The organism is Streptomyces lydicamycinicus, from assembly GCF_000829715.2.
GTDB classification, from domain to species: Bacteria; Actinomycetota; Actinomycetes; order Streptomycetales; family Streptomycetaceae; genus Streptomyces; species Streptomyces lydicamycinicus.
Genome location: NZ_BBNO01000002.1, coordinates 826628 through 847417 on the forward strand (window position 1 = coordinate 826628; position 20790 = coordinate 847417).

Annotated in this window: 16 protein-coding genes, 1 tRNA gene, 1 pseudogene and 1 riboswitch; of the genes and pseudogenes, 8 read left to right on the plus strand and 10 right to left on the minus strand. The window is 70.1% G+C overall.

Annotated elements, in window-relative coordinates; translation table 11 throughout:
* Positions 1-25: 25 nt before the first annotated feature.
* The 4 genes from TU31_RS09105 to TU31_RS09120 all read left to right on the plus strand — a co-directional run bounded on the left by TU31_RS09105 (position 26) and on the right by TU31_RS09120 (position 3833).
* Positions 26-376 carry a metallopeptidase family protein gene (locus TU31_RS09105; RefSeq protein WP_042151976.1) on the plus strand — a complete coding sequence of 117 codons (351 nt, stop codon included), beginning with the start codon at positions 26-28 and terminating at the stop codon, positions 374-376.
* 266 nt (positions 377-642) lie between these two features.
* Positions 643-1197 (plus strand): hypothetical protein, encoded by a 555-nt coding sequence (locus TU31_RS09110; protein WP_042151585.1) that lies wholly within the window; start codon positions 643-645, stop codon positions 1195-1197.
* Between the two features lie 246 nt (positions 1198-1443).
* Complete coding sequence (locus TU31_RS09115; RefSeq protein ID WP_042151588.1) at positions 1444-3582, plus strand: DEAD/DEAH box helicase; 2139 nt, start codon at positions 1444-1446, stop codon at positions 3580-3582.
* Positions 3583-3760: 178 nt separating this feature from the next.
* A tRNA-Lys gene (locus TU31_RS09120) sits at positions 3761-3833 on the plus strand.
* Positions 3834-3970: 137 nt separating this feature from the next.
* On the opposite strand, the pseudogene TU31_RS09125 reads toward TU31_RS09120, so the two are convergent.
* A pseudogene (locus TU31_RS09125) lies at positions 3971-4684 on the minus strand (tyrosine-type recombinase/integrase); the annotation flags it as partial.
* A gap of 997 nt (positions 4685-5681) precedes the next feature.
* Here TU31_RS09125 and TU31_RS09130 point away from each other — a divergent pair.
* The gene (locus TU31_RS09130) at positions 5682-6020 is read left to right on the plus strand and encodes a MerR family transcriptional regulator (RefSeq protein ID WP_042151593.1); all 339 of its coding nucleotides are present in this window, start codon (positions 5682-5684) and stop codon (positions 6018-6020) included.
* Positions 6021-6305: 285 nt separating this feature from the next.
* Here the strand turns inward: TU31_RS09130 and trhA are convergent, their stop codons facing one another.
* The 4 genes from trhA to TU31_RS09150 all read right to left on the minus strand — a co-directional run bounded on the left by trhA (position 6306) and on the right by TU31_RS09150 (position 9844).
* On the minus strand, positions 6306-7046 hold the full coding sequence (gene trhA, locus TU31_RS09135; protein WP_370682716.1) for a PAQR family membrane homeostasis protein TrhA: 741 nt from the start codon (positions 7044-7046) through the stop codon (positions 6306-6308).
* 173 nt (positions 7047-7219) lie between these two features.
* Complete coding sequence (locus TU31_RS09140) at positions 7220-7528, minus strand: SCO5918 family protein (RefSeq protein WP_042151598.1); 309 nt, start codon at positions 7526-7528, stop codon at positions 7220-7222.
* 252 nt (positions 7529-7780) lie between these two features.
* Positions 7781-9295 carry a DEAD/DEAH box helicase gene (locus TU31_RS09145; RefSeq protein ID WP_042151601.1) on the minus strand — a complete coding sequence of 505 codons (1515 nt, stop codon included), beginning with the start codon at positions 9293-9295 and terminating at the stop codon, positions 7781-7783.
* A gap of 345 nt (positions 9296-9640) precedes the next feature.
* Complete coding sequence (locus TU31_RS09150; protein ID WP_006604711.1) at positions 9641-9844, minus strand: cold-shock protein; 204 nt, start codon at positions 9842-9844, stop codon at positions 9641-9643.
* A 1834-nt stretch (positions 9845-11678) separates the two neighbouring features.
* Here TU31_RS09150 and TU31_RS09160 point away from each other — a divergent pair.
* Entirely contained in the window at positions 11679-12815 is a 1137-nt protein-coding gene (locus TU31_RS09160; RefSeq protein ID WP_042151607.1) for a PP2C family protein-serine/threonine phosphatase, read from the plus strand.
* A gap of 124 nt (positions 12816-12939) precedes the next feature.
* On the opposite strand, the gene TU31_RS09165 is transcribed toward TU31_RS09160, so the two are convergent.
* Positions 12940-14058 (minus strand): DUF2332 domain-containing protein, encoded by a 1119-nt coding sequence (locus TU31_RS09165; protein ID WP_042151611.1) that lies wholly within the window; start codon positions 14056-14058, stop codon positions 12940-12942.
* Positions 14059-14342: 284 nt separating this feature from the next.
* A riboswitch (cyclic di-AMP (ydaO/yuaA leader) is annotated at positions 14343-14497 on the plus strand.
* Between the two features lie 11 nt (positions 14498-14508).
* On the opposite strand from TU31_RS09165, the gene TU31_RS09170 reads away from it, so the two are divergent.
* Together TU31_RS09170 and TU31_RS09175 are read left to right on the plus strand one after the other, a co-directional pair.
* Entirely contained in the window at positions 14509-15618 is a 1110-nt protein-coding gene (locus tag TU31_RS09170) for a M23 family metallopeptidase (RefSeq protein WP_042151614.1), read from the plus strand.
* Positions 15619-15838: 220 nt separating this feature from the next.
* On the plus strand, positions 15839-16831 hold the full coding sequence (locus tag TU31_RS09175) for an aldo/keto reductase (RefSeq protein ID WP_245698462.1): 993 nt from the start codon (positions 15839-15841) through the stop codon (positions 16829-16831).
* Positions 16832-16931: 100 nt separating this feature from the next.
* Here the strand turns inward: TU31_RS09175 and TU31_RS39625 are convergent, their stop codons facing one another.
* The 4 genes from TU31_RS39625 to TU31_RS09195 all read right to left on the minus strand — a co-directional run bounded on the left by TU31_RS39625 (position 16932) and on the right by TU31_RS09195 (position 20790).
* A complete protein-coding gene (locus TU31_RS39625) occupies positions 16932-17249 on the minus strand; it encodes a hypothetical protein (protein WP_042151617.1) in 318 nt (105 codons plus the stop codon).
* A gap of 312 nt (positions 17250-17561) precedes the next feature.
* Positions 17562-18884 (minus strand): DNA cytosine methyltransferase, encoded by a 1323-nt coding sequence (locus TU31_RS09185; protein ID WP_063770785.1) that lies wholly within the window; start codon positions 18882-18884, stop codon positions 17562-17564.
* A 106-nt stretch (positions 18885-18990) separates the two neighbouring features.
* A complete protein-coding gene (locus TU31_RS09190) occupies positions 18991-19374 on the minus strand; it encodes a very short patch repair endonuclease (protein ID WP_042151622.1) in 384 nt (127 codons plus the stop codon).
* Between the two features lie 120 nt (positions 19375-19494).
* On the minus strand, positions 19495-20790 hold the full coding sequence (locus TU31_RS09195) for a PrsW family intramembrane metalloprotease (protein ID WP_042151625.1): 1296 nt from the start codon (positions 20788-20790) through the stop codon (positions 19495-19497).

Below are 20790 nucleotides of genomic sequence, written 5' to 3' on the forward strand. Positions count from 1 at the left end.
AGGCGCCGTGGCGGAGAATGGTGGTGTGCTGGAAATGACGCGCGAGGAGTTCGAGGAACTGGTCGCCGAGGCGCTGGACCGGATCCCGCCGGAGCTGACCCGGCTGATGGACAACGTGGCGGTCTTCGTCGAGGACGAACCCCCCGCCGAGGACCCCGACCTGCTCGGGCTCTACGAGGGGACGCCGCTGACCGACCGGGGGGAGTGGTACGCCGGTGTGCTGCCGGACCGGATCACCGTCTACCGGGGGCCGACGCTGCGGATGTGCGACACCCGCGAGGACGTGGTCGCGGAGACCGAAGTGACGGTCGTTCATGAGATCGCGCACCACTTCGGGATCGACGACGAGCGGCTGCACGCGCTGGGCTACGGCTAAGGGCTGTCCCGTGGGCGGGCCCCGGCAGCCGCAGGGCCACGGCCCGGCGGGAGTGCGTCCCGGAAGCCGCGCCCGGCGCGATCGGCCGGGCCTGGTGCGTGTCCTCGGGTGGGGGGCGGGAGTTGGGCAGGGCGTCCGTGCCGCCGTCCCTGCGTTCCGGATCCGGAGGTCCCGCCGTGCGCCCGAGCCCACATCGCCCGTCCCTGACGCCGACACCGTCCCCGTCGTCGTCCCCCGCCCCTTCGTCGCGCCCCCCGTCGGCCCGGGTGCGCTCCCGTGCCGCCGCCGCGGCCGTGACCGTCTCCGCGCTGGCCGCTGCGCTGGCCGGCTGTATGAGCGTGAGCGACCCGGAGGAGCCGAAACCGTCCGGCAGCACCGCGCGGCACGACGGGAAGGACAGCTGGTCCGGTCCCAACGGGGTGACCGTGGACGGGCGCGGCGGCGGCCCGCGGCGGATGGGGCGCGACGGCGAGGCGCACCCGGCCGGCGGCAAGGGCAAGAAGGCGGGCAAGGCGTCGAAGAGCGCGGCACCGGAGCCGTCCGAGCCCGGTACGCCGTCCCGTCCGGTGCGGCCGTCGGGCCCCGAGCCGGGCGCGGGCGGCGGCTCCGGCGGCCATGGCGGGCGGCCCCGTCCGGAGCCCTCGCCGTCCCGCCCCGACCGCCCGGCCACCCCGCCGGCCTCGCCCGCGCCCAGTACGCCGCCCGCGCAGCCGACCCCGCCGGCGAGCAGCCCCCCGCCACCGCCGAGTTCCCATGCCTCCGGCCCGTCCCCCGTCTCGCCGATGGCGTCGCAGTCGGAGCTCTACGACGAGGAGGCGTGAGGGGTTCCGGGCGGGGCGGGTAGCTTTGTCCGGGGGCGCGGAGGGCCTGGCCAGAAGGTCATTTGCCATCCGGGGGGCGGAGTGCGTATGGTGGTAGATCGTTTGATCCCATTTGCCCGGCGCCAGAACAGAAGCGCGCCGCGTGGCGCGTTCTCTCCCTTGCCGTGGCTGACCGCATAGAGGCGGTCTTGTGAAACACACGGAGTTTGGGCGCGTGCCGAGACTCCGGAAGGTTTCGCATTTCGCATGTCCATTTCCACTGAGCAGTCCGTCATGCCCGCAATCGACGAGCAGACGGCCCCCGAGGTGACGGCGGCCGACGAGTCGCCCGAGACCGACACCGTCACCTTCGCCGACCTCGGACTGCCCGAGGGCGTCGTCCGCAAGCTCGCGCAGAACGGCGTCACCACCCCCTTCCCGATCCAGGCCGCGACCATTCCGGACGCGCTGGCCGGCAAGGACATCCTCGGCCGTGGCCGCACCGGCTCCGGCAAGACGCTCTCCTTCGGTCTGCCGACCCTGGCGCAGCTCGCCGGCGGCCACACCGAGAAGAAGAAGCCGCGCGCCGTCATCCTCACCCCGACCCGTGAGCTCGCGATGCAGGTCGCGGACGCTCTCCAGCCCTACGGCGACGTCCTCGGCCTGAAGATGAAGGTCGTCTGCGGCGGTACGTCCATGGGCAACCAGATCTACGCCCTGGAGCGCGGCGTCGACGTCCTCGTCGCCACCCCGGGCCGGCTGCGCGACATCATCAACCGCGGCGCCTGCTCCCTGGAGAACGTCCAGGTCGCGGTCCTCGACGAGGCCGACCAGATGTCCGACCTGGGCTTCCTGCCCGAGGTCACCGAGCTGCTGGACCAGGTGCCGGAGGGCGGCCAGCGGATGCTGTTCTCCGCCACGATGGAGAACGAGATCGGCACCCTGGTCAAGCGTTACCTGACCAACCCGGTCAGCCACGAGGTCGACAGCGCCCAGGGCAACGTCACCACCATGACCCACCACGTCCTGGTCGTGAAGCCGAAGGACAAGGCGCCGGTCACCGCCGCCATCGCCGCCCGCAAGGGCCGCACCATCATCTTCGTCCGCACCCAGCTGGGCGCCGACCGCATCGCCGAGCAGCTCGTCGAGTCCGGTGTGAAGGCGGACGCGCTGCACGGCGGTATGACGCAGGGCGCGCGGACCCGGGTGCTCGCGGACTTCAAGGACGGCTACGTCAACGCGCTGGTCGCCACCGACGTCGCCGCCCGCGGTATCCACGTCGACGGCATCGACCTGGTCCTGAACGTCGACCCGGCCGGTGACCACAAGGACTACCTGCACCGCTCGGGCCGTACCGCCCGCGCCGGCCAGTCCGGCACCGTCGTCTCGCTGTCGCTGCCGCACCAGCGCCGGCAGATCTTCCGGCTGATGGAGGACGCGGGCGTGGACGCCTCGCGTCACATCGTCGGCGGCTCCGGTGCCTTCGACGAGGACGTCGCCCGGATCACCGGCGCGCGCTCGCTCACCGAGGTCCAGGCCGAATCGGCCAACAACTCCGCCAAGCAGGCCGAGCGTGAGGTGAGCGAGCTCACCCGTGAGCTGGAGCGCCTTCAGCGCCGCGCCGCCGAGCTGCGCGAGGAGGCCGACCGGCTGACCGCCCGGGCCGCCCGCGAGCGCGGTGAGGACCCGGCCGAGGCGCTCGCCGCCGCTGCCGAGACCGCCGCCGCCGAGGTGGCCGAGGCCGCCGTTCCGGCCCAGGCCGGCGCGGCCGAAGAGCGCCGCGACGACCGGGGCAACTTCGAGCGCCGCGACCGTCGTGACGACCGCTCCGGTGGCCGCTCCTTCGACCGTGACCGCCGCGACGACCGGGGCGGCTTCAACCGCGACCGCCGCGAGGACCGTTCCGGTGGCCGTTCCTTCGACCGTCGTGACGACCGTTCCGGCGGTGGCTTCAACCGTGACCGCCGTGACGACCGGGGTGGTTTCGGCCGTGACCGTCGTGACGAGCGTTCCGGTGGCCGTTCCTTCGACCGTCGTGACGACCGTTCCGGCGGTGGCTTCAACCGCGACCGCCGTGACGACCGTTCCGGTGGGCGTACCTTCGAGCGCCGTGACGACCGTTCCGGTGGCGGTTTCAACCGTGACCGCGGCGACCGTCCGAGCCGCCCGTTCAACCGTGACGACCGCTCCGGCGGCCGCGCCACGGGCCGTTCCACCGGTGGCTACCGCTCCGGTGGCGGCGACCGTCCCTTCAACCGTGACGACCGCTCCGGTGGCCGTCCGTCCGCCGGTGGCCACCGCTCCGGCGGCGACCGCCCGTACGGCCGCCGTGACGACCACCGTGGCGCCCCGACCGGCTCCTTCGGCCGTCGCGAGGACAAGCCGCGCTGGAAGCGCAACGGCTGATCACCGACGCTGATCCGCGGGGCCCGTACGCACACAAGTGCCGTACGGGCCCCGCGCGTTGTACGGCCCACCGCAGCCCCCACCGGCCCCGCCGACCGGCCTCGGGGCACCCCGTCGAATGGCTTGATCCGTAATGCCTTCGGGCTGCGGCACCTGCTCGGGCTATGCTGCTCGGTGCGGGCCATTAGCTCAATTGGCAGAGCAGTGGACTTTTAATCCATTGGTTCAGGGTTCGAGCCCCTGATGGCCCACCGTCATCGGTCGAGGAGACCTCCTCTGACCTGCGAGGCAGCGCTCCCATCGGCTCAGGCCGGTCGGGGCGCTGTTTCGTTTTCGGCTTGTGCGTGAGCGATGCGTGAGCGGGAGCGCCGGGGCCCTCGGCAACGGGTCCTGTCCGGCGGCTCCTCGGGACGAGCTGCGCCGCCCTCTCGGCTATCTCGCGGTCGAGTTCGGGCAGCAGGCTCGTGTACGTGTCCGAGGTCAGGGCGATGGTGGAGTGGCGCAGGACCTCCTTCACCGTGTGGATGTCCCCGCCGCCTCCGTGCGTCAGGGTGGCCGCGACGTGGCGCAGATCGCGAAGCGTGATCGGCGGGAGGGCCGTTGACGCCAGAATGCGGCGGAAGGTCTCGGAGACGGTTTCCGGGTGCAGGGACGAGCCGTCTTCCTGGGTGAAGACCTTTCCCGTGTCCTGCCACGCGGAGCCCCATGCCAGGCGCTCCGCGTCCTGCCGGGCCTTGTGGGCTCGCAGAACGGCCAGATTCAGGTTGTCGAGCGCGATCGTGCCGGCACTGCCGTCGGTCTTGGGCGCGGACTCGTACGGGGCCCAGCCATCCACCACGATCTCCTTGGCGGGAGTGATCAGCCCCGCCTCCAGATCGATGTCCGTCCATTCCTGACCGACGCCTTCACCGCGCCGCAGCCCGCGGGTCCCGACGAGGTGGAAGAACGGGTACAGGCGGTCGCCCTCGGCGGCGTCGAGGAAGACACCGAACTGTGCCGGTGTCCACACCATGACGGGGCTCGGCAGCTTGCCCGTCTCGCGCCAGCGGCGAACGCGCTCCTCCGTCCAGAGCAAGGGCTTCGGCCGCTTGCCGGATTCGAGCAGTCGGCGGCGCCGGCTGATCGGAGCTACGGGCCCGGCCGCGTGCTGCAGGAGCCCGGTTCAGGGCTGACCGGTTCCACCACGGGTACGTGGGCTATCGGGTGGCATCGCAGGTGCAGCAACGGCTTGTCCCCCGCAAGTCCGGTGTTGCCCTCGGTCACCTTGAGCGCAAATCGGCCTGCTCCTCCTGCCGCATGGGCCCCGGGGCCACAGGGCCCCGCTAGCACGGGAGTTGGGCCTGGATGGTCTTGCCGGCTCCGGGGGTGGGGGTGATGGCCAGGTGGCTGGTGAGGTGGCGGATCATGCGCCAGCCGAATCCACCGCTGCCGCCGTTGAGATCAGGTGTGCGGTCGCGGGGGCTGAGCTGAGGTCGCCGACCGCGGCGGTCAGCGCGTCCGGGCCGGCAAAGAGGTGGAGGGCGTAACGGCCCGCCGCCGCTTCCTGGTGCAGCTTCCCTCAGGCGTGGACGACAGAAGCTCGGCCATCGCCTTCACAGAAAACCTGTCACGGCGGTGGTAGACATGCCGCCCCCCGGGGGTTAGGATTTTCGTCGTAGCCAAGAGATCGAAAGGCGCGGCAGAGGTCGAACTGCCGCGCGTGCAGTGCCAGAAGAGGTACGGCAGTGGAGTCGCGGGGCCGAAAGGTATGCAGGTGGGCCCCGCGACTGACTGCCGGGCCGGGCGGCCCCTGGGGCCGCGAGCGGGATCACAGGATCCGCAGTAGCAAGCAAGCCAGAAGAAGGATGAGAAGGAGGCAGGCGCCATCAGGATCGCCCGGGCGAGGAAGTGAGTCCGCTCGGGTACCGCAGGCCCCGGATTGGAAGGTGGTCCCCGGTCACGCATCCGCGATCCCCGCACTTCCCGCCCTCTCCCGGGCGACGGTGCGGAAACAGAAAGCCGGCACCGCAGTAAGTCGGCAGATGGTGTTCAATCCCTCGGGGCCCTGGTGCGTGTTCGGCACCAGGGCCCCACGATGCATTCCCCCATCAGAGGTGCAAATGACCGCAGAAATCTCTCACGACCGTCTCAACGACGAGGACTATCCCGCCTACACCATGGGTCGAGCCGCCGAAATGCTCGACACCACCCCCGCCTTCCTGCGGGCCCTCGGTGAGGCCAAGCTGATCACGCCGTTGCGTTCCGAGGGCGGCCACCGCCGCTACTCCCGCTACCAGCTGCGTATCGCCGCACGCGCCCGCGAACTCGTCGACCAGGGGACCCCCGTCGAGGCCGCCTGCCGCATCGTCATCCTCGAAGACCAGCTCGAAGAAGCTCAGCGCATCAACGAAGAACTGCGCGCTTCACCCTCCGGTCCCCACCTCAAGACCGACGTCTGAAGTCCGCTTCCGCGCCCGCGCACGGCGGCCGCGCCGGGGACGTTCAGTCGGCGTCGGACAGGCCGGCGTCACAGCTGACCCGCAGCAGCACGCAGACGAGCTCCGTCGATATCGTCGCCGGAGCTCTTCGCCGTCAGCCTGACGCCAAACGGGCTGAGCACCGCGGTCGAGATGTCCCCTGATCTGGCGGCAGCGTCCGAGGCTCCGCGCCTCTGATTCCTCCGGGCCGGGCGGGCCATCGGGACATGGGACCGATGAGGCCCACGAGCCGGCAGACCGCAGTGGTCAGCCGACGGCGAGGGAGATGGCGATGTAGTGCGCGGTGAAGCCTGCCACCGTCAGGGCGTGGAAGACCTCGTGAAAGCCGAACCAGCGAGGTGAGGGGTCGGGGCGCTGGAGGGCGTAGACCACCGCGCCCACGCTGTAGAGGAGACCGCCGGTCACGACCAGGGTGAGTACGGCCACTCCGCCGGTGTGCAAGAAGTCGGGCAGGTAGCGCACCGGTGCCCAGCCCAGGGCCAGGTAGCAGGGGGTGTACAGCCAGCGGGGAGCTCCGACCCACAGGACGCGGAAGGCGATGCCGACCAGCGCCCCCGTCCACACGACCCACAGCAGGACGGGTCGCTGAGCCGAAGTGAGGAGGAGCACGGCCAGGGGGGTGCAGGTGCCGGCGATGATGAGGAAGATATTGGCGTGGTCGAGACGACGCAGAACGGCCTCACCGAGCGACCCCCAGGTACCGCGGTGGTAGATGGCGCTCGTCCCGAACAGCAGCAAGGCGGTGACGGCGTACACAGTGCAGGCCAGGGCAGCCTGCGGGGTTCGGGCCAGGCGGATCAGGACGACGCCAGCAATCAGCGCGGCGGGGACCGTTGCGGCGTGGAGCCAGCCACGAAGCTTCGGCTTGATCGGCTCCACCAGGTCGGCCCCTCGCTCCACCAGAGCGGCAATCGGGTGAGGGCCCTCACCGGCACTGGCACGGTGCGCTTCGCGGGGTTGGCCGGCTGGAGCACGTGCTCCCCTCACCGGGGCGAGGGGCACACTTGCGGATTCGGCGGCGTCGCGGGACACAGCTTCCGTCCTCCTTCGGGCTGTCGGGCCTCGCTGACAACCAGGTAGCCATGGCAGGAGTGACCCCGCAACAGCGTTTGGGGAGGCCAGCCTCGGACCGTCGGGCCTGCATCGCCACAGCCGTCAGGTCAGGCCCGGGCCGGGTGCCCCAGCAAGGCCGACGCCGTCTCCAGTGGTGTGAGAGCGGTCGGGGGCACGAGCGCGGCGGCTGGGCGGCACACGAAGCCGAGGCGGCTCAGGGCTCGGGTCACTTCACCGGCGGAGAAGTCACGGCGATCCTGCCGGGTGATGATCTCCCCGACCTGCTTGACGGGGTAATGGCGGCGACCGATGAGCACGGACTCACCCGTAACGGGTTCGGGTTTGATGCCCTTCATCGCATCCTGCACCTCGGTCTTGAGCAGGTCGAAGGGGAAGCGGGCGATGACGACGCGCATAGTGCCTCTACAAGGTCGAAGAGAAGCCGGAAACGGATCGCCGGCCGGGCGGGAGCGGTATCAACGGGTGAGGACGACGACGCTCAGGGCGTGCCCGTCCCCACCGATCACGGGCGAGGTCCCGCAGCGCGCGTTGCGTCGCCGGCTGCCTTGCCGGAGTGGTCCGCTTGGGGGTGGCTCCGAAGCATCGACGAAAGCCTCCGTGACGAGGGTGGCGATCCGACGAGCTGAGCGTGATTGTCCGGGACCGGCCTAGGCGGCCGGGGCCGAGGAGGTCTGCCGCGCAGTCGGTGTCGCGCTTCGGGCTGATCCGGCGGCACGGCGGGCCTGGGCGGGGCGGCTGCGGCGGCCGCGCGTGGGGGAGCCGCTGCGCTTGGCGCGTTCGACGACCGGTGCGGCGATGGTGACCGGAATGCCGGAGGGTGCCTGGGCGCCGGTGATGCGGCTCAGTTCGGCCTCGCCGGAGCGGACCTGGGTGGACTGCGGGGTGATGCCCGCGTCGGCCATCAGGCGATTCATGGTGCGGCGCTGGTTGGGCAGGACGAGGGTGACGACGCTGCCGGACTCGCCGGCGCGGGCGGTGCGTCCCCCGCGGTGCAGGTAGTCCTTGTGATCGCTCGGCGGGTCGACGTTGACGACGAGGTCGAGGTTGTCGACGTGGATGCCGCGGGCGGCGACGTTGGTGGCCACCAGGACGGTGACCTGGCCGGTCTTGAACTGGGCCAGGGTGCGCGTGCGTTGGGGCTGGGACTTGCCACCGTGCAGGGCCGCGGCGCGCACGCCGCTGTTCAGCAGGTGTTGGGTGAGGTTGTCGACCGCGTGCTTGGTGTCCAGGAACATGATCGACCGGCCTTCGCGGGCCGCGATCTCGGTGGTGGTGGCGTGCTTGTCGGCACCGTGGACGTGCAGCACGTGGTGCTCCATCGTGGTCACGGCGCCCGCCGAGGGATCGACGGAGTGGACCACCGGGTCGGTGAGGTAGCGGCGGACCAGGAGGTCCACATTGCGGTCCAGGGTGGCCGAGAAGAGCATGCGCTGCCCCTCGGGCCGGACCTGGTCGAGCAGGGCGGTGACCTGGGGCATGAAGCCCATGTCGGCCATCTGGTCGGCCTCGTCCAGCACGGTGATGGCGACCTGGTTCAGTCGGCAGTCGCCGCGCTCGATGAGGTCCTTGAGCCGTCCCGGCGTGGCGACGACCACTTCGGCCCCACCGCGCAGTGCGCTTGTCTGACGGCCGATCGACATCCCGCCGACCACGGTGGCCAGCCGCAGCTTCAGCGGCCGGGCGTAGGGGGTGAGTGCGTCGGTGACCTGCTGGGCCAGCTCCCGGGTGGGGACCAGGACCAGGGCCAGTGGCTGGCGGGGCTCGGCGCGCTGTCCGGCGGTGCGGGCCAGCAGGGCCAGACCGAAGGCCAGCGTCTTGCCCGATCCGGTGCGTCCGCGGCCGAGAACATCGCGTCCGGCCAGCGAGTTCGGCAGCGTGGCGGCCTGGATGGGGAACGGGGCGGACATGCCTTCCGCGGTGAGGGCCGCCCGCAGCGCCGACGGCATGTCCAGCTCGGTGAAAGTCTCGGCCGGGGGCAGGGCGGGAGTGTGGGTGACGGGCAGGGCGAACTCTCCCTGCAGTGTCGCGGGACGCCGTCCGGGGCCCCCGGAACGGCCCGTGCCCGAGCGGTCCGGCCCGCCGGAGCGGTAGCCGCCGCGGCCTGAGCCGGACGAGCCGGCAGAGCGGGAGTAGCGGTCATTCGTGCGAGCTGTGCGGTTCATGGAGAACCTTCCTCGATGCGGTACGTCGAGGAATTCCCGGCGGCAATGAGCCGCACACAAAGAATCGCAAGAACGAACCGATGAATTGAGATGAAACGAAGCGGGGCGGAAATATGTCGACCCTGCACGCAGAAGCGGGACCGGCAATGCTGCAAAGAAGAGCGAAACAGTTGCCGGAGCATGAATGCGGGCGGATTGCCCGCCGTGTCATGGCGTCGGGAAGTCGAACTGGCTGCCCGCACGCCGCGTGTGCGGCCGTTGCGGGGCACACGGGAAACACCGAAAAGCAACGAGCTGGGGCCCGCACCCAAGGTGCGGGCCCCAGCTACGGTGTGCGCGTCAGCGTCAGGCGGGAACGATGTTCTCGGCCTGCGGGCCCTTCTGGCCCTGCGTGACGTCGAAGTTCACCTTCTGGCCTTCCTGCAGCTCGCGGAAGCCCTGGGCTGCGATGTTCGAGTAGTGGGCGAAGACGTCGGCGCCGCCACCCTCCTGCTCGATGAAGCCGAAACCCTTTTCCGCGTTGAACCACTTCACGGTGCCAGTAGCCATGTCATATCTCCTTCGGGGCAGTGCCCGGAGCCCACACCGTGCGGGCTCCGTATCGCTGCGTTGATTGCCCGTCCGGAAACAAACACCGGAAATACGAAAACGCTCCGCCGTGTACGACAGCGAGCACGCTTGAAGTCTTGGGAACCACAACTGCAACTGAGATCGACGGTAGCACGGTACTGGCGGCCGTGCGCGGCACATGGTCCCGACGCTTTCGAGAGGGTAAAAAACAACTACCGCCCCCGTGGCCATTTCTACAGTTGCGGTATGAGATATTCAGCACCGGCGCTCGACTCTATTCGACCGGAAATGCGCCGCCCTCCTCGGCCACCGCCCAGGCTCCGCAGGCACGGGCCGGGCACCATCTGTGCCTGACCGCACCGCGCCGGTACAGTTCGTGCCGCGCCGCGATGTGGCCCTGACGGTTGGGGAATCGTCCGACCCTGCCTGAGGCAACCCCGACGAACCTTTGGAAGCGGGGTGGTGAGCACGCCGGCCCTGCACACTTGCACCAGCAATCCCGCCGCGGGTACCCACGTGCCCCTCTCTTCCGCCTGCCTGCACGGGAATCTTGACGGCAAGCAGTCGCCTCCCGAAGACGTCCGTGCCCTCCGCATGCCCCAACGAGCGGTGAATCACGGTCAATACGGGTCCCCACCGACCCTCTTCACTCTGCCCCACGGCACGCGTTTGCGCAGGTCAGATCCGCAATGGCGCGTACACGCCCCATTGATTCCCAAGCTCAGGGCACAGGATAGGTCCGCGTCGCGTGGCCAAAGCTGCTTGGCAACCAGTCATTACGGGGGCGGCAGAGGGTTCCGGAGGCACACGAAGCAATCGCCGGACTGGGGCTGAGGAAGGTGGGATGGTGATCCGACTTCACCAGCTCTCGTCTCACGGGACCTGGGTGAGGAGCCGGGCATCCGACAGGAGAGGACGACAGGCCGTGACGGAACAGCGCTGCGATCGCTGTGATCTCATCATCGGGGCGGGGTGCGCCTGCCCGTCCGAGGGTGTGGCTCCTCGCATTGTTGGCGGCCAAGCACCGAAACAGGCCAGCCGCCACGGGCAGCTGCCCCACGCCATCATCGTGTCGCCCGCGGGGAACGCCCACCTGCCCGGCTGCAACCACCTCTCCGACAGCGAAATCGCTGGGCCGAAGTTCGGCTGGGTGGCCGGCCTCGATCCAGATGCCTGGTCCCGCATATCGGAGTCGCAGCCGCTGCGAGCCACCGAGGGCAACACCGGGCGAGTGGCGACCCGTCGCTGCCTGACTTGCGATACCTACGCGTAAGGCGCTGCGCCGAATGCCTGGTCAGCCGTCCGCGATGCGTGAGCGATGCGTGAGCGGACGGCGTGACACAGGCCGGTCCGGCGCTGGACCTGGCGTCAGCCGTAGGTGCTGTGACCAGGGAGAACTGGACTCCGGTGGACTACCTGGGACCGTCGGTCCCCGGTTCGTCGGGTCTTTTAATCCATTGGTTCAGGGTTCGAGCCCCTGATGGCCCACCAGAAGCGGGACGGGAAGACCGTCCGGCGGATGCAGTGCCCCGAGGGCCCGGACCGTGTGTGGTCCGGGCCCTCGGGCGTGAGCGGGGCGCCTGGCGGGCTTCAAGTGCCCTTGAGCGGGGCGCGCTTGGAGGCGGGCGCGGCGGCCCCGGCTTCCTCCCGGGCTTCGTTCGCCGCCCGCGCGCTGCCTCCCCGGACGGGCCCGTGACCCGTCCGGCCCCCGACGAGTCGCCGTCCCGGCCCGTACCGGCAAGCCTGGGGACGTCGAGGCGACCGGCACGGCGGTCCCGTACGGACGGGCGGGAGTGGGGCGAGACCGGTGCGGATGCTCCGAGGTGAGGCGCCCCCCGAGGGCAGCGGGGAGCGCCGTGCCCGGCTGGTGTGGTCCGGCCGGCTGCTGGTGCGCCGGCTTCCCGTCCTCCTGATCGTCGGCGGCGTCGCCTTCGGTGTGGGGACGCCCGCCGGCTACACCGCCGCCCCCTTCTTCTCGGCCGCCCCGCTGGTCGCCGCGCCGCTCTTCGCCCTGCGCGGCACCGCTCTCACGGCCCTGGCCGCCGTGTTCGGCGAGATCTGGGTCGTCCTCTATCGCGGCGGCGCCGCACAGGACCACGGCGAGTCGGCGACGGAGGTCGCCATGGTCCTTGCCGTCGCCCTGTCGGCCCTCGGCATCAACCGGCTCGTCCGGAGCGCCGACGTCCGCCCGGCCTCCCTACGGGACGTCTCGGCGGCCGCCCAGCGCGCCGTCCTGCCCACGCCGCCCGAACGGCTCGCCGGGCTCGCCATCGCCGCCCGCTATGTGGGCGCGCGGGCGGCGGACCGGAGCGGTGGCGACCTCTATGCGGTGCAGGAGACCCCGCACGGCGTACGGCTGCTCGTCGGGGACGTACGGGGCAAGGGGCTGGACGCGGTGCGGACCGCGGTGATCGTCATCGGCGCCTTCCGTGAGGCGGCGGAACAGGAGCGCACCCTGGAGGCGGTGGCGGGCCGGCTGGAGCGGGCGCTGCGGCGGGAGGGCGGGCGGCGCGACGGGGTGGAGCAGACCGAGGGCTTCACCACTGCCGTCCTGGCCGAGATCCCCGCCAACGGGCCGTCCGTGCTGCGTGTGCTCAACCGGGGCCACCCCTCGCCGCTGCTGCTCACCCCGGACGGCGGGCTGCGCGAGCTGCTGCCGGGGGCACCGGCGCCGCCCCTCGGGCTGGGCGAGATGGCACACCGGCCGGACCGGCCGGACGAGACGTTCTTCCCGGCCGGGGCCCTGCTGCTCTTCTTCACCGACGGTGTGACCGGTGCCCGGGACCTGCTCGGCCGCTACTACAACCCGTCGGGCAAACTGCGCGGCTGCCGGTTCCCCGGCCCGGACGTCCTCGTGGACACCGTGGTTGAGGATGTGGCACGGCATACGGGCGGTGCGTCGGCCGACGACATGGCACTGCTGGCGGTGCAGCGGCCTATGGGGGTGTAGGCGGTGGCCCGTAGGAGGGCTTGGCGGGCGGGGGCCTATGGGGGCGGGACCCGCGTAGGGGGGACGGGCGGGCGTACGGCGGGCCGTACGGGAGCCGGGGAGCGCATCCGCCCCCCGGCCCCGCTCAGCGCCCCGGCGTGCCCCTCGCGCCGGAGAGGCTGTGCAGGCTCTGGCCATGCGGGCCGGTGAGCGCGACCGGGTGTCCGTCGAGCGCGAGGGTCAGGTGCAGGGCGTCGTCCGGGCGGGGCGAGTGGGGTGCGGAGTCGGTGATCCACGGCAGCACGGAGTGGTGCTCGTTGGAGATCCAGTGGCCGCCGCCGGGCCGCCCGGCGAGCAGCGACCGTACGAGACGGGCGAACTCCTCGCGGCGGGCGGGCGGGAGATAGGGCAGCACGGCGCTGTGGAAGATGACCAGCGTCGCCTCGGGCGGTGCCTCGGCGGCGAGCGCGGGCAGCTCGTCGATCAGGTCGCCGCGTACCATCCGCGGCCGCGGCGCCGGCCGCACCGTGTCAACGGCCGCGGACAGCCGTGCCGCACGCTCCCCGTCACCCGGCCATACGAGCGCCTGGAGCCAGCGCAGATCGTCCGGTTCGTCGACCGGATCGAGCGGGTCGAGGTCGATGCCGGCCCGCCAGACGATCTGCGGCAGCCGTTCGGGCAGCTCGTCGGCCGCCCCTCCCGTACGGCAGGTGAACACCAGCGGGCTCTCCGGCGCCCCCAGCTCGGCCCGGCGGCGCGGCCCGTCCTCGCCTGCGGCCTCGTACCGATAGCGATAGCGGTCGGGGTGCAGACACAGCCCCGCCGACGTGCCGGCCTCCAGCAGCGCCAGCGGCTGCGGCAGACGGGCGAGCAGCGGCAGCAGGGTGGCGCAGCGGGCCGGTTCGTTGGTCTGGGTGGCGCGCTGCATGATCACCGCGCGCACCTCGTCCCAGTGCCGGATCGTCCACTCGCGCCAGCGCCCGTACGCGGCCGCACCGCGCGGGCCCATTTCGGCGTGCGGGCCGTCGAGATAGCGGACGGCGGCGAGCAGGAGGTCCGGCTGCTGTTTGCTGCCGGCGGGCAGCGAACCGGACAGCAGATCGCAGAACTCCGGGTCCTGGCTGATCCGCGCGCTCAGCTCCTCGTGCGCGTCGGACCGGCCGCGCGCCTCCCGCCAGGAGAACTCCCGGTACCGCTCCGCCACTCCCCACGCGTAACCGGCAGCCCGTCCGGCGTTCCCGGTGTTCCCGACGTTGACGACCATGATCCGACGTTACTGCTCTCACCCTCCGTAGCTGAGGGGCACCCCTGCGCATAACGACTGGCACACAATCCGCGCGAGATCGTTTAGGGGTGGCGGGCCAACTCGCCCGGATTGCTGCCCTGCTGGCCGAAAAGACCGCGCGGCAGCTCGTGCGGAGCGCATACGGATTCGTGGGAACGCTTGGAATTCGGTCGCCGTCTCTATTACTGTCCGATAACGCAGCGCGGTCGTCCCAGCCGTCGCCCGAGGCGGCACCGCGCGCCGACGCCGAATCCCGCACGCGCTTTTCACGCACCCCCAAGCACTTCGAACTGCACCAAGGGAACCGGGGAACCACTTCCTTGGGGTGAATCGGACGCCCTCCGCCAGCGGGCGTCCGTAGGAGACCTTCCTGCTCCGAACCCGTCAGCTAACCCGGTAGGCGAGAAGGAAGGAAAGGAGTGCGCCCCCGTGGCGTCCAACAGGCCTACCCCCGAGGACCCGACCGCCTACGCGCTCGATGACCGAGGTGCCTTCGCCGGCCCCGGCGTCGATGACGGCGACGGACCGTGGGAGGAATGGAATCCCACCGAGGAATCCACCCGTTCCGTTCGAGGCAAGCACCGCGTCGCCAAGCAGCGCGGCGGTGGATTCGCCCGCAGCGGCACCGTCCTGGGTGTCGGAGTCATCGCGGCGGTCGGTGCGAGCGGAATGGCCTCGGCCGAGGACCGTCCGCCGGTGCCGATCTCGATGCCCGACATCGGCGGCATGGCCGACGACCTCTCCGAGAAGCTGCCGGACGCCAAGGAGCTTCCCGGCATCGGCGAGCTGATATCCGACGAGGACTCCGCGGCCACCGACGCCGCCTCGGCTCCCGCCGACGGCGCGGCCACTGTCGCTTCCACGCGGACGGGCGCGGACACGGGTAACGCCGCGGGCGCCGGTGAGGCGCTGCGCAGCCGCATCCTCCAGCAGGCCGACGCGCAGCAGGGCAGCGCCGAGCAGGAGGCCCGCGACGCCGCCGAAAAGGCCGCTGTCCAGCAGGCCGCAACGGAAGCCGCCGCCCACCAGAAGTCGGCCGAAAAGGCCGCAGCAGCCAAGAAGGCGGCCGAGATGGAGGCCAAGCGCAAGGCGGAGGAAGCGGCCCGGCGGAAGGCGGAGGCCGAGCGCCTCGCCGAACTGGCGAAGAGCTTCATCGCCCCCGTGTCCTCCTACACGCTCACCGCCAGCTTCGGCCAGGCCGGCGACCGCTGGGCCGCCGACCACACCGGACAGGACTTCGCCGCGCCGACCGGCACCCCCGTCAAGGCGGTGCACTCCGGCACCATCACCCAGGCCGGCTGGGCGGGCTCTTACGGCTACCGCATCGTCCTCACCCTCGACGACGGCACCGAACTCTGGTTCTGCCACCTGTCCTCGATGGTGAAGACCTCCGGCAAGGTCAACACCGGCGACGTCATCGGCCGCGTCGGCGCCACCGGCAACGTCACCGGCCCCCACCTCCACCTGGAGGTGCGCCCCGACGCCGGCGACCCGATCGACCCGATGCCGTGGCTGCGCGATCATGGGCTCAGCGTGTGACGGACGGCGTGTGTGCGTGACCGACGGGGACCGTGCATGGCCGATGGCCTCAACGTATGAGCGGCTACATGGGCGCATGATCGACGGCCTCAACGCATGAGCGGCGACATGGGTGCCTGAACACCGACCTCAATCGGTGTGCATCTGACGGGAGTTGCCTGTACGCGCACCGGGGGAAGAGGACGGAATAACTCCTCTTCCCCCGACGCTGCAACAACGTATGACCGCCGCACACAGCGCTCCAGACATCGCAGGCAATCCCGGCCCCCGAAGCCCCCTCGGCCGCAGGCCCCTCGGCTCGCTCTCCGTCTCCCCGCTGTCCCTCGGGGGCAATGTCTTCGGCTGGACGGCCGACGAAGCGACGTCCTTCGCCGTGCTCGACGCGTATGTGGCGGGCGGCGGCAATTTCATCGACACCGCCGACGCCTACTCGTACTGGGTCCCCGGCAACGAGGGCGGCGAATCCGAGACCGTCATCGGCAACTGGCTGGCCTCCCGCGGCAATCGCTCCGAGGTCGTCATCGCCACCAAGGTCGGCGCCCTCCCCGGTTACAAGGGCCTGTCCCCCGCCACCATCAAGTCCGCGGTCGACGCCTCGCTGACCCGTCTGCGCACCGACTACATCGACCTCTACTACACCCACTACGACGACGAGTCGGTCGAGGTCCCGGAGTTCCTCACCGCCCTCGACGACCTCGTCCGGGCCGGCAAGGTCCGCGAGATCGCCGCCTCCAACATCTCGGCGCAGCGCCTGGAGGAGTCCCTGGCCTGCTCGGCCCGCGAGGGCCTGGCCCGCTATGTCGCCCTCCAGCCCCACTACAACCTGGTCTCCCGCGACACCTACGAGGGCGAACTCGCCGAGGTCGCCGCCCGCCACGACCTGGCCGCCGTGCCGTACTACGCCCTCGCCTCCGGCTTCCTGACCGGCAAGTACCGCCCGGGGACCCATGTCGACAGCGCCCGCTCGGGAGGCGCCGCCAAGTACGTGGACACCGACCGCGGCCGCCGCGTCCTCCAGGCCCTCGACACCGTCGCCACCGCCCACCGCGCCGAACCCGCCACCATCGCCCTCGCCTGGCTCACCGCCCAGCCCACCGTCGCAGCACCGATCGCGAGCGCCCGCACGGTGGAACAGCTCCCGGCACTACTGGCGGTGGGCGATGTGACCCTGACGGAGGACGAACTCAAGCTGCTGGATGAGGCTTCGGCCTGATGTAATCGGGCCTTCAACAAGGTTGTGGGGTGGTGGCGTTGGAACCTTGCGTCCCACCCCACCTGTCGGCGTCATGGCGTGCGGTCGTGACGTTTCGCTGTCACGTGGTGCCGTCGCACCGCCGATGGTCCACCGCCACCCACGAAGCGAGTGCCATCCCACCCGCCACCGCGAACACCGAAGGCCACGCCCCGATCTTCTTCGCCAACGGATGCGACCCGGCAAACGCGGCGACATACATTCCGCACAATGCCGCAGCTGTTGCCCCTCCGGCCTGTCGCTCCCACTCCTTGGCCGCAACGGCCCCGGCCGCCGCCAGCGCCATACCCCCGAGCGGCCGCTTCTTGCTCCAGCGAGCCACACCGTAGCCACCTACCAGGCCACTTGCTGCAACCACTGCTGTGGGAATCCGGGCCATCAGTACAACCTCCTCATCAGGGACGACTTCTCCGAGCCTACGCACAGGTTGCCGGTGCCGGCCCTCCGTCGTCGCCCTACAGGGAGACCCTGGCGGGCTTCCTCGAACGCTTGCGGCGACATTCTCCGGTTGCGCTGTTCGGGTAGCTCCCCCTGAGTGGCTCAAGGCCGAACTGAGGGCGTCGCAAGGGAAAAAGTGCAGTGGTGCCGGCAGGCATGGAGAAGGGCGGGCACGACTTGTGCCGCAGAGTCGACGTCGTGCCCGGCAGTTGAACAAGCACGAGCGTTTGCTGTCCGGGCGGCGTGCTCGGAGTCATTCCTGCCCCCCGCGCAATGCCTGTCGGATGACCTTGGCTATGGCCGTGGCCAGCTCGACGGGAACCGCGTTGCCGATCTGACGAGCGATCTGTGACTTGCTGCCGAACCAACGGAAGTGCTGAGGGAAGCCCTGGATCAGTGCTGCTTCGAGGTGTGTGATGGGCCGGTGCTCATCGGGGTGGAGATAACGTCCCTTCTCCGGCTTGAAGAACTCCGTCCTGATGGTGACCGAGGGCTTTTCCCAGACAAGGCGTCCCATGACATCGCCCGAGCCGGAGTGGTGGTTCATCCAACTCTCTGTCGAGAGCAACTTCCCACCGACCTTCGAAGCATTTACCAGGTCATGTCGATTGCCGCCTGGGGGAATGGCCCTGTAGCGAGCCAGCGACAATTCTGTCGGATTTCGCCCGATGTGTAGCTGCGACGTTCGGAAGGGACCGGGCATCTGATTCCGGATGCGATCGATGAAGGCCTGATTCAGGTGCCCGGTCTCCTTGACTTTGCGTGAGATGCGCACCAGTGCGGGGGTGTCGTGAGCAGTCACAATGGGGAGGTCGGTGCCTGTTACGCGCGGTGTGACGTGTTTTAGGCATTCGGCGAGCGTAACCCAGTCATTGGCCCTACTGCCTTCGCCCGGAGTCGCAGGAGTGGCGAAGCTGAGCTGCGTATTCTTCTCCGTTCGAGGCTCAGGAATCTGCGGCTGCTCCGGGCGCCCGTGTGTTGCCGACGGGTGCTCGACCATCGGGTGGTCGGTCCGGGTGCCGATGATAATGGTGCGCTTGCGTGCCTGGGCGACACCGAAATCCGCGGCGTTGAGCAGTTCCTCGCAGATCTCGTAGCCGGCTTCTTTGAACTCTGCGCGAAGGTTCTCGAATTCTTGCGACGTGCTGAATCGGTCAACGTTTTCGATGACGAAGATCTTCGGATTCACCTTTTCGACGACCTTGAAGTATTGTCGCCACAACTGATTTCGAGGGTCGTCCGGATTCTCTTTCCCGAGGCCGGAGAATCCTTGGCAAGGTGGCCCGCCCAGGATTACCTCTGCCTTGGGGAGTTCGCCCTGGGCCCAATCCGAAATGTCGCCGAGGTATACGTGATCCGTACCCCCTGACAGCTTGCCGAAGTTCTCCGCATAGGTCATGGCCGCCGCGGCGTCGACTTCCACTGCGGCGACAGGTGAGAACGCTGATTGAGTGGTCGAATCGTCATCGGGGATGGTCGAGCCGTCAACCGCGACGCGGAGGAACCCCTGTGTCAGCCCGCCCGCCCCGGAGAAGAGGTCGATCATTCTGATGGGGTCGGGGGCGTGCATGCTCATGCCGGCGAGTGTAGCCGGCACGACTGACAAGGGGCATTGTTCTTGCACAGCACCGGTGTTGATGTGGCATCAGCCAGGATCGTCGGAGGCTCTCGACGGTCCTGAGTCAGCGGCGTCGAGCTGTAGCGGAAAGGGTTGTCGCGACCTGATCCGCAACCGCCACCGGATCCTCGTGCTCCCAGAAGCGCAGTACCGTCCACCCCTGTTCCACGAGATGTTCGGTTGTTTCACGGTCACGGGCGATGTTGCCGTCGAGCTTGTTGCGCCACCAGTTGGCGTTGGCCTTGGGGTGGGTGGCGTGTTCGGGGCAGCCGTGCCAGAAGCAGCCGTCGAGGAAGACCGCGACCTTGGGGCCGGGGAAGGCGATGTCGATCGTGCGGCGGGAGAACCCGGGGACGCGGCGCTGCAACCGGTAGCGGTGGCCGGAGGCGTACAGGAGCCGTCGTACAGCCATCTCGGGAGTGGTGTCCCGGCGGGCCTGGACGCTCATGCGAGCGGAGACCTCGGGGGACGAGGGAATGGCAGGCACGTGGCCATTGTGCCGGAGAGGCCGCCGGGTGTCAGGGCTGAGAGGTGGGCAACGGCCCGTAAGGCTCCGTGAGCCCGGCTCCTACGCCGGCGGCGGTGCGAGTGGCTCGCACTCCGACCGCTGCGCCCCCCACGCATGCACCAACGCCACCCGCCCCCACGCCTGGTACTCCCGCAGGTGCTCCAGCAGGTGTTGTTCCCGGGTGGCGAAGTCAGGAGTGGGGCCCAAGAGATGGGCCCGTCGGCGGTGGAACGACAGGGTCGTGGCCACGGTGGTGTATTCGGTGACGGCGCGGGCGGCGGCGGGGCCCTGGGTGCGGCGGGCCAGGTCGCGGGCCAGGGCGCGGGTTTTGAGGGAGGAGAGGGCGGTGGGCTCGGTGGGGGTGAGCCAGCCGGCGGTGATGTAGGGGGCGAGGTAGCCGCGTAGGGAGAGCAGTTCCTGGTTGCGGGCCCAGATGGCCAGCCAGGTGAGGGTGATGAGGACGGGGACCATGAAGAGGCCGTAGACGATGAGGAAGCCGAGGTCGCCCAGGGAGGAGGCGCCGTTCCAGATGGCGTGCAGGAGGACGGCGGTGAGCAGGCCGAGGAGGGCGAGGGCGCGGCGGGCGCCGCGGCGGCGGGGGTAGCGGGTGGCGGTGATGCCGAACGCGAGGCCGGTGAGGACGGTGAAGAGCGGGTGGGCGAAGGGGGAGACGATGATGCGGAGGAAGAAGGTGCCGGCGGTGAGTGAGTCCAGGCCGGAGTGGCCCAGGGACTGGTCCTCGCCGAAGGCGTTGCCCAGGTAGAGGACGTTCTCGGTGAAGGCGAAACCGGTGGCGGTGATGCCGGCGATGACGATGCCGTCCGTGATGCCGTCGAAGTCGCGCCGTCGGAAGCGGTAGAGGAAGAGCACGGCGGCGGCCTTGACCACTTCCTCGACGACCGGGGCGATCACCGTCGCGCCCCAGGCCTCGGCCTCGGAGGGCGAGGTGGAGGCGATGTTGGCGGCCAGCCAGTCGGTCGCGAAGCCGTTGGCGAGCAGTGCGACCAGGGTGGCGGCACAGGCGCCCCAGGTGAAGGCGAACGCGAGGTTGCGCCAGGGCTCGGGTTCGACGCGGTCGAGCCAGCAGAACGCTGCCACCAGGAGCGGTACCGGGAAGACGGCCAGGCCGAGTCCGACCAGGAATCCCTCGGTGCCGGTCTCCTGGCGGACCATGCCGATGATGATCACGCCGGAGAGCGCCAGCAGCGAGACCAGGGCGGCCGCGCGGAGCGTCTTGCTGCGCCAGGGCGGCGTCCGGCGGCGGGCATGCGCGGCGGTGGCCTTGTGCGTGTGCGGTGTGTACGGGGGCGGGGCTGGCGCGTGGGGCGGGTACGGGGGCGGCTGGGACGGGTACAC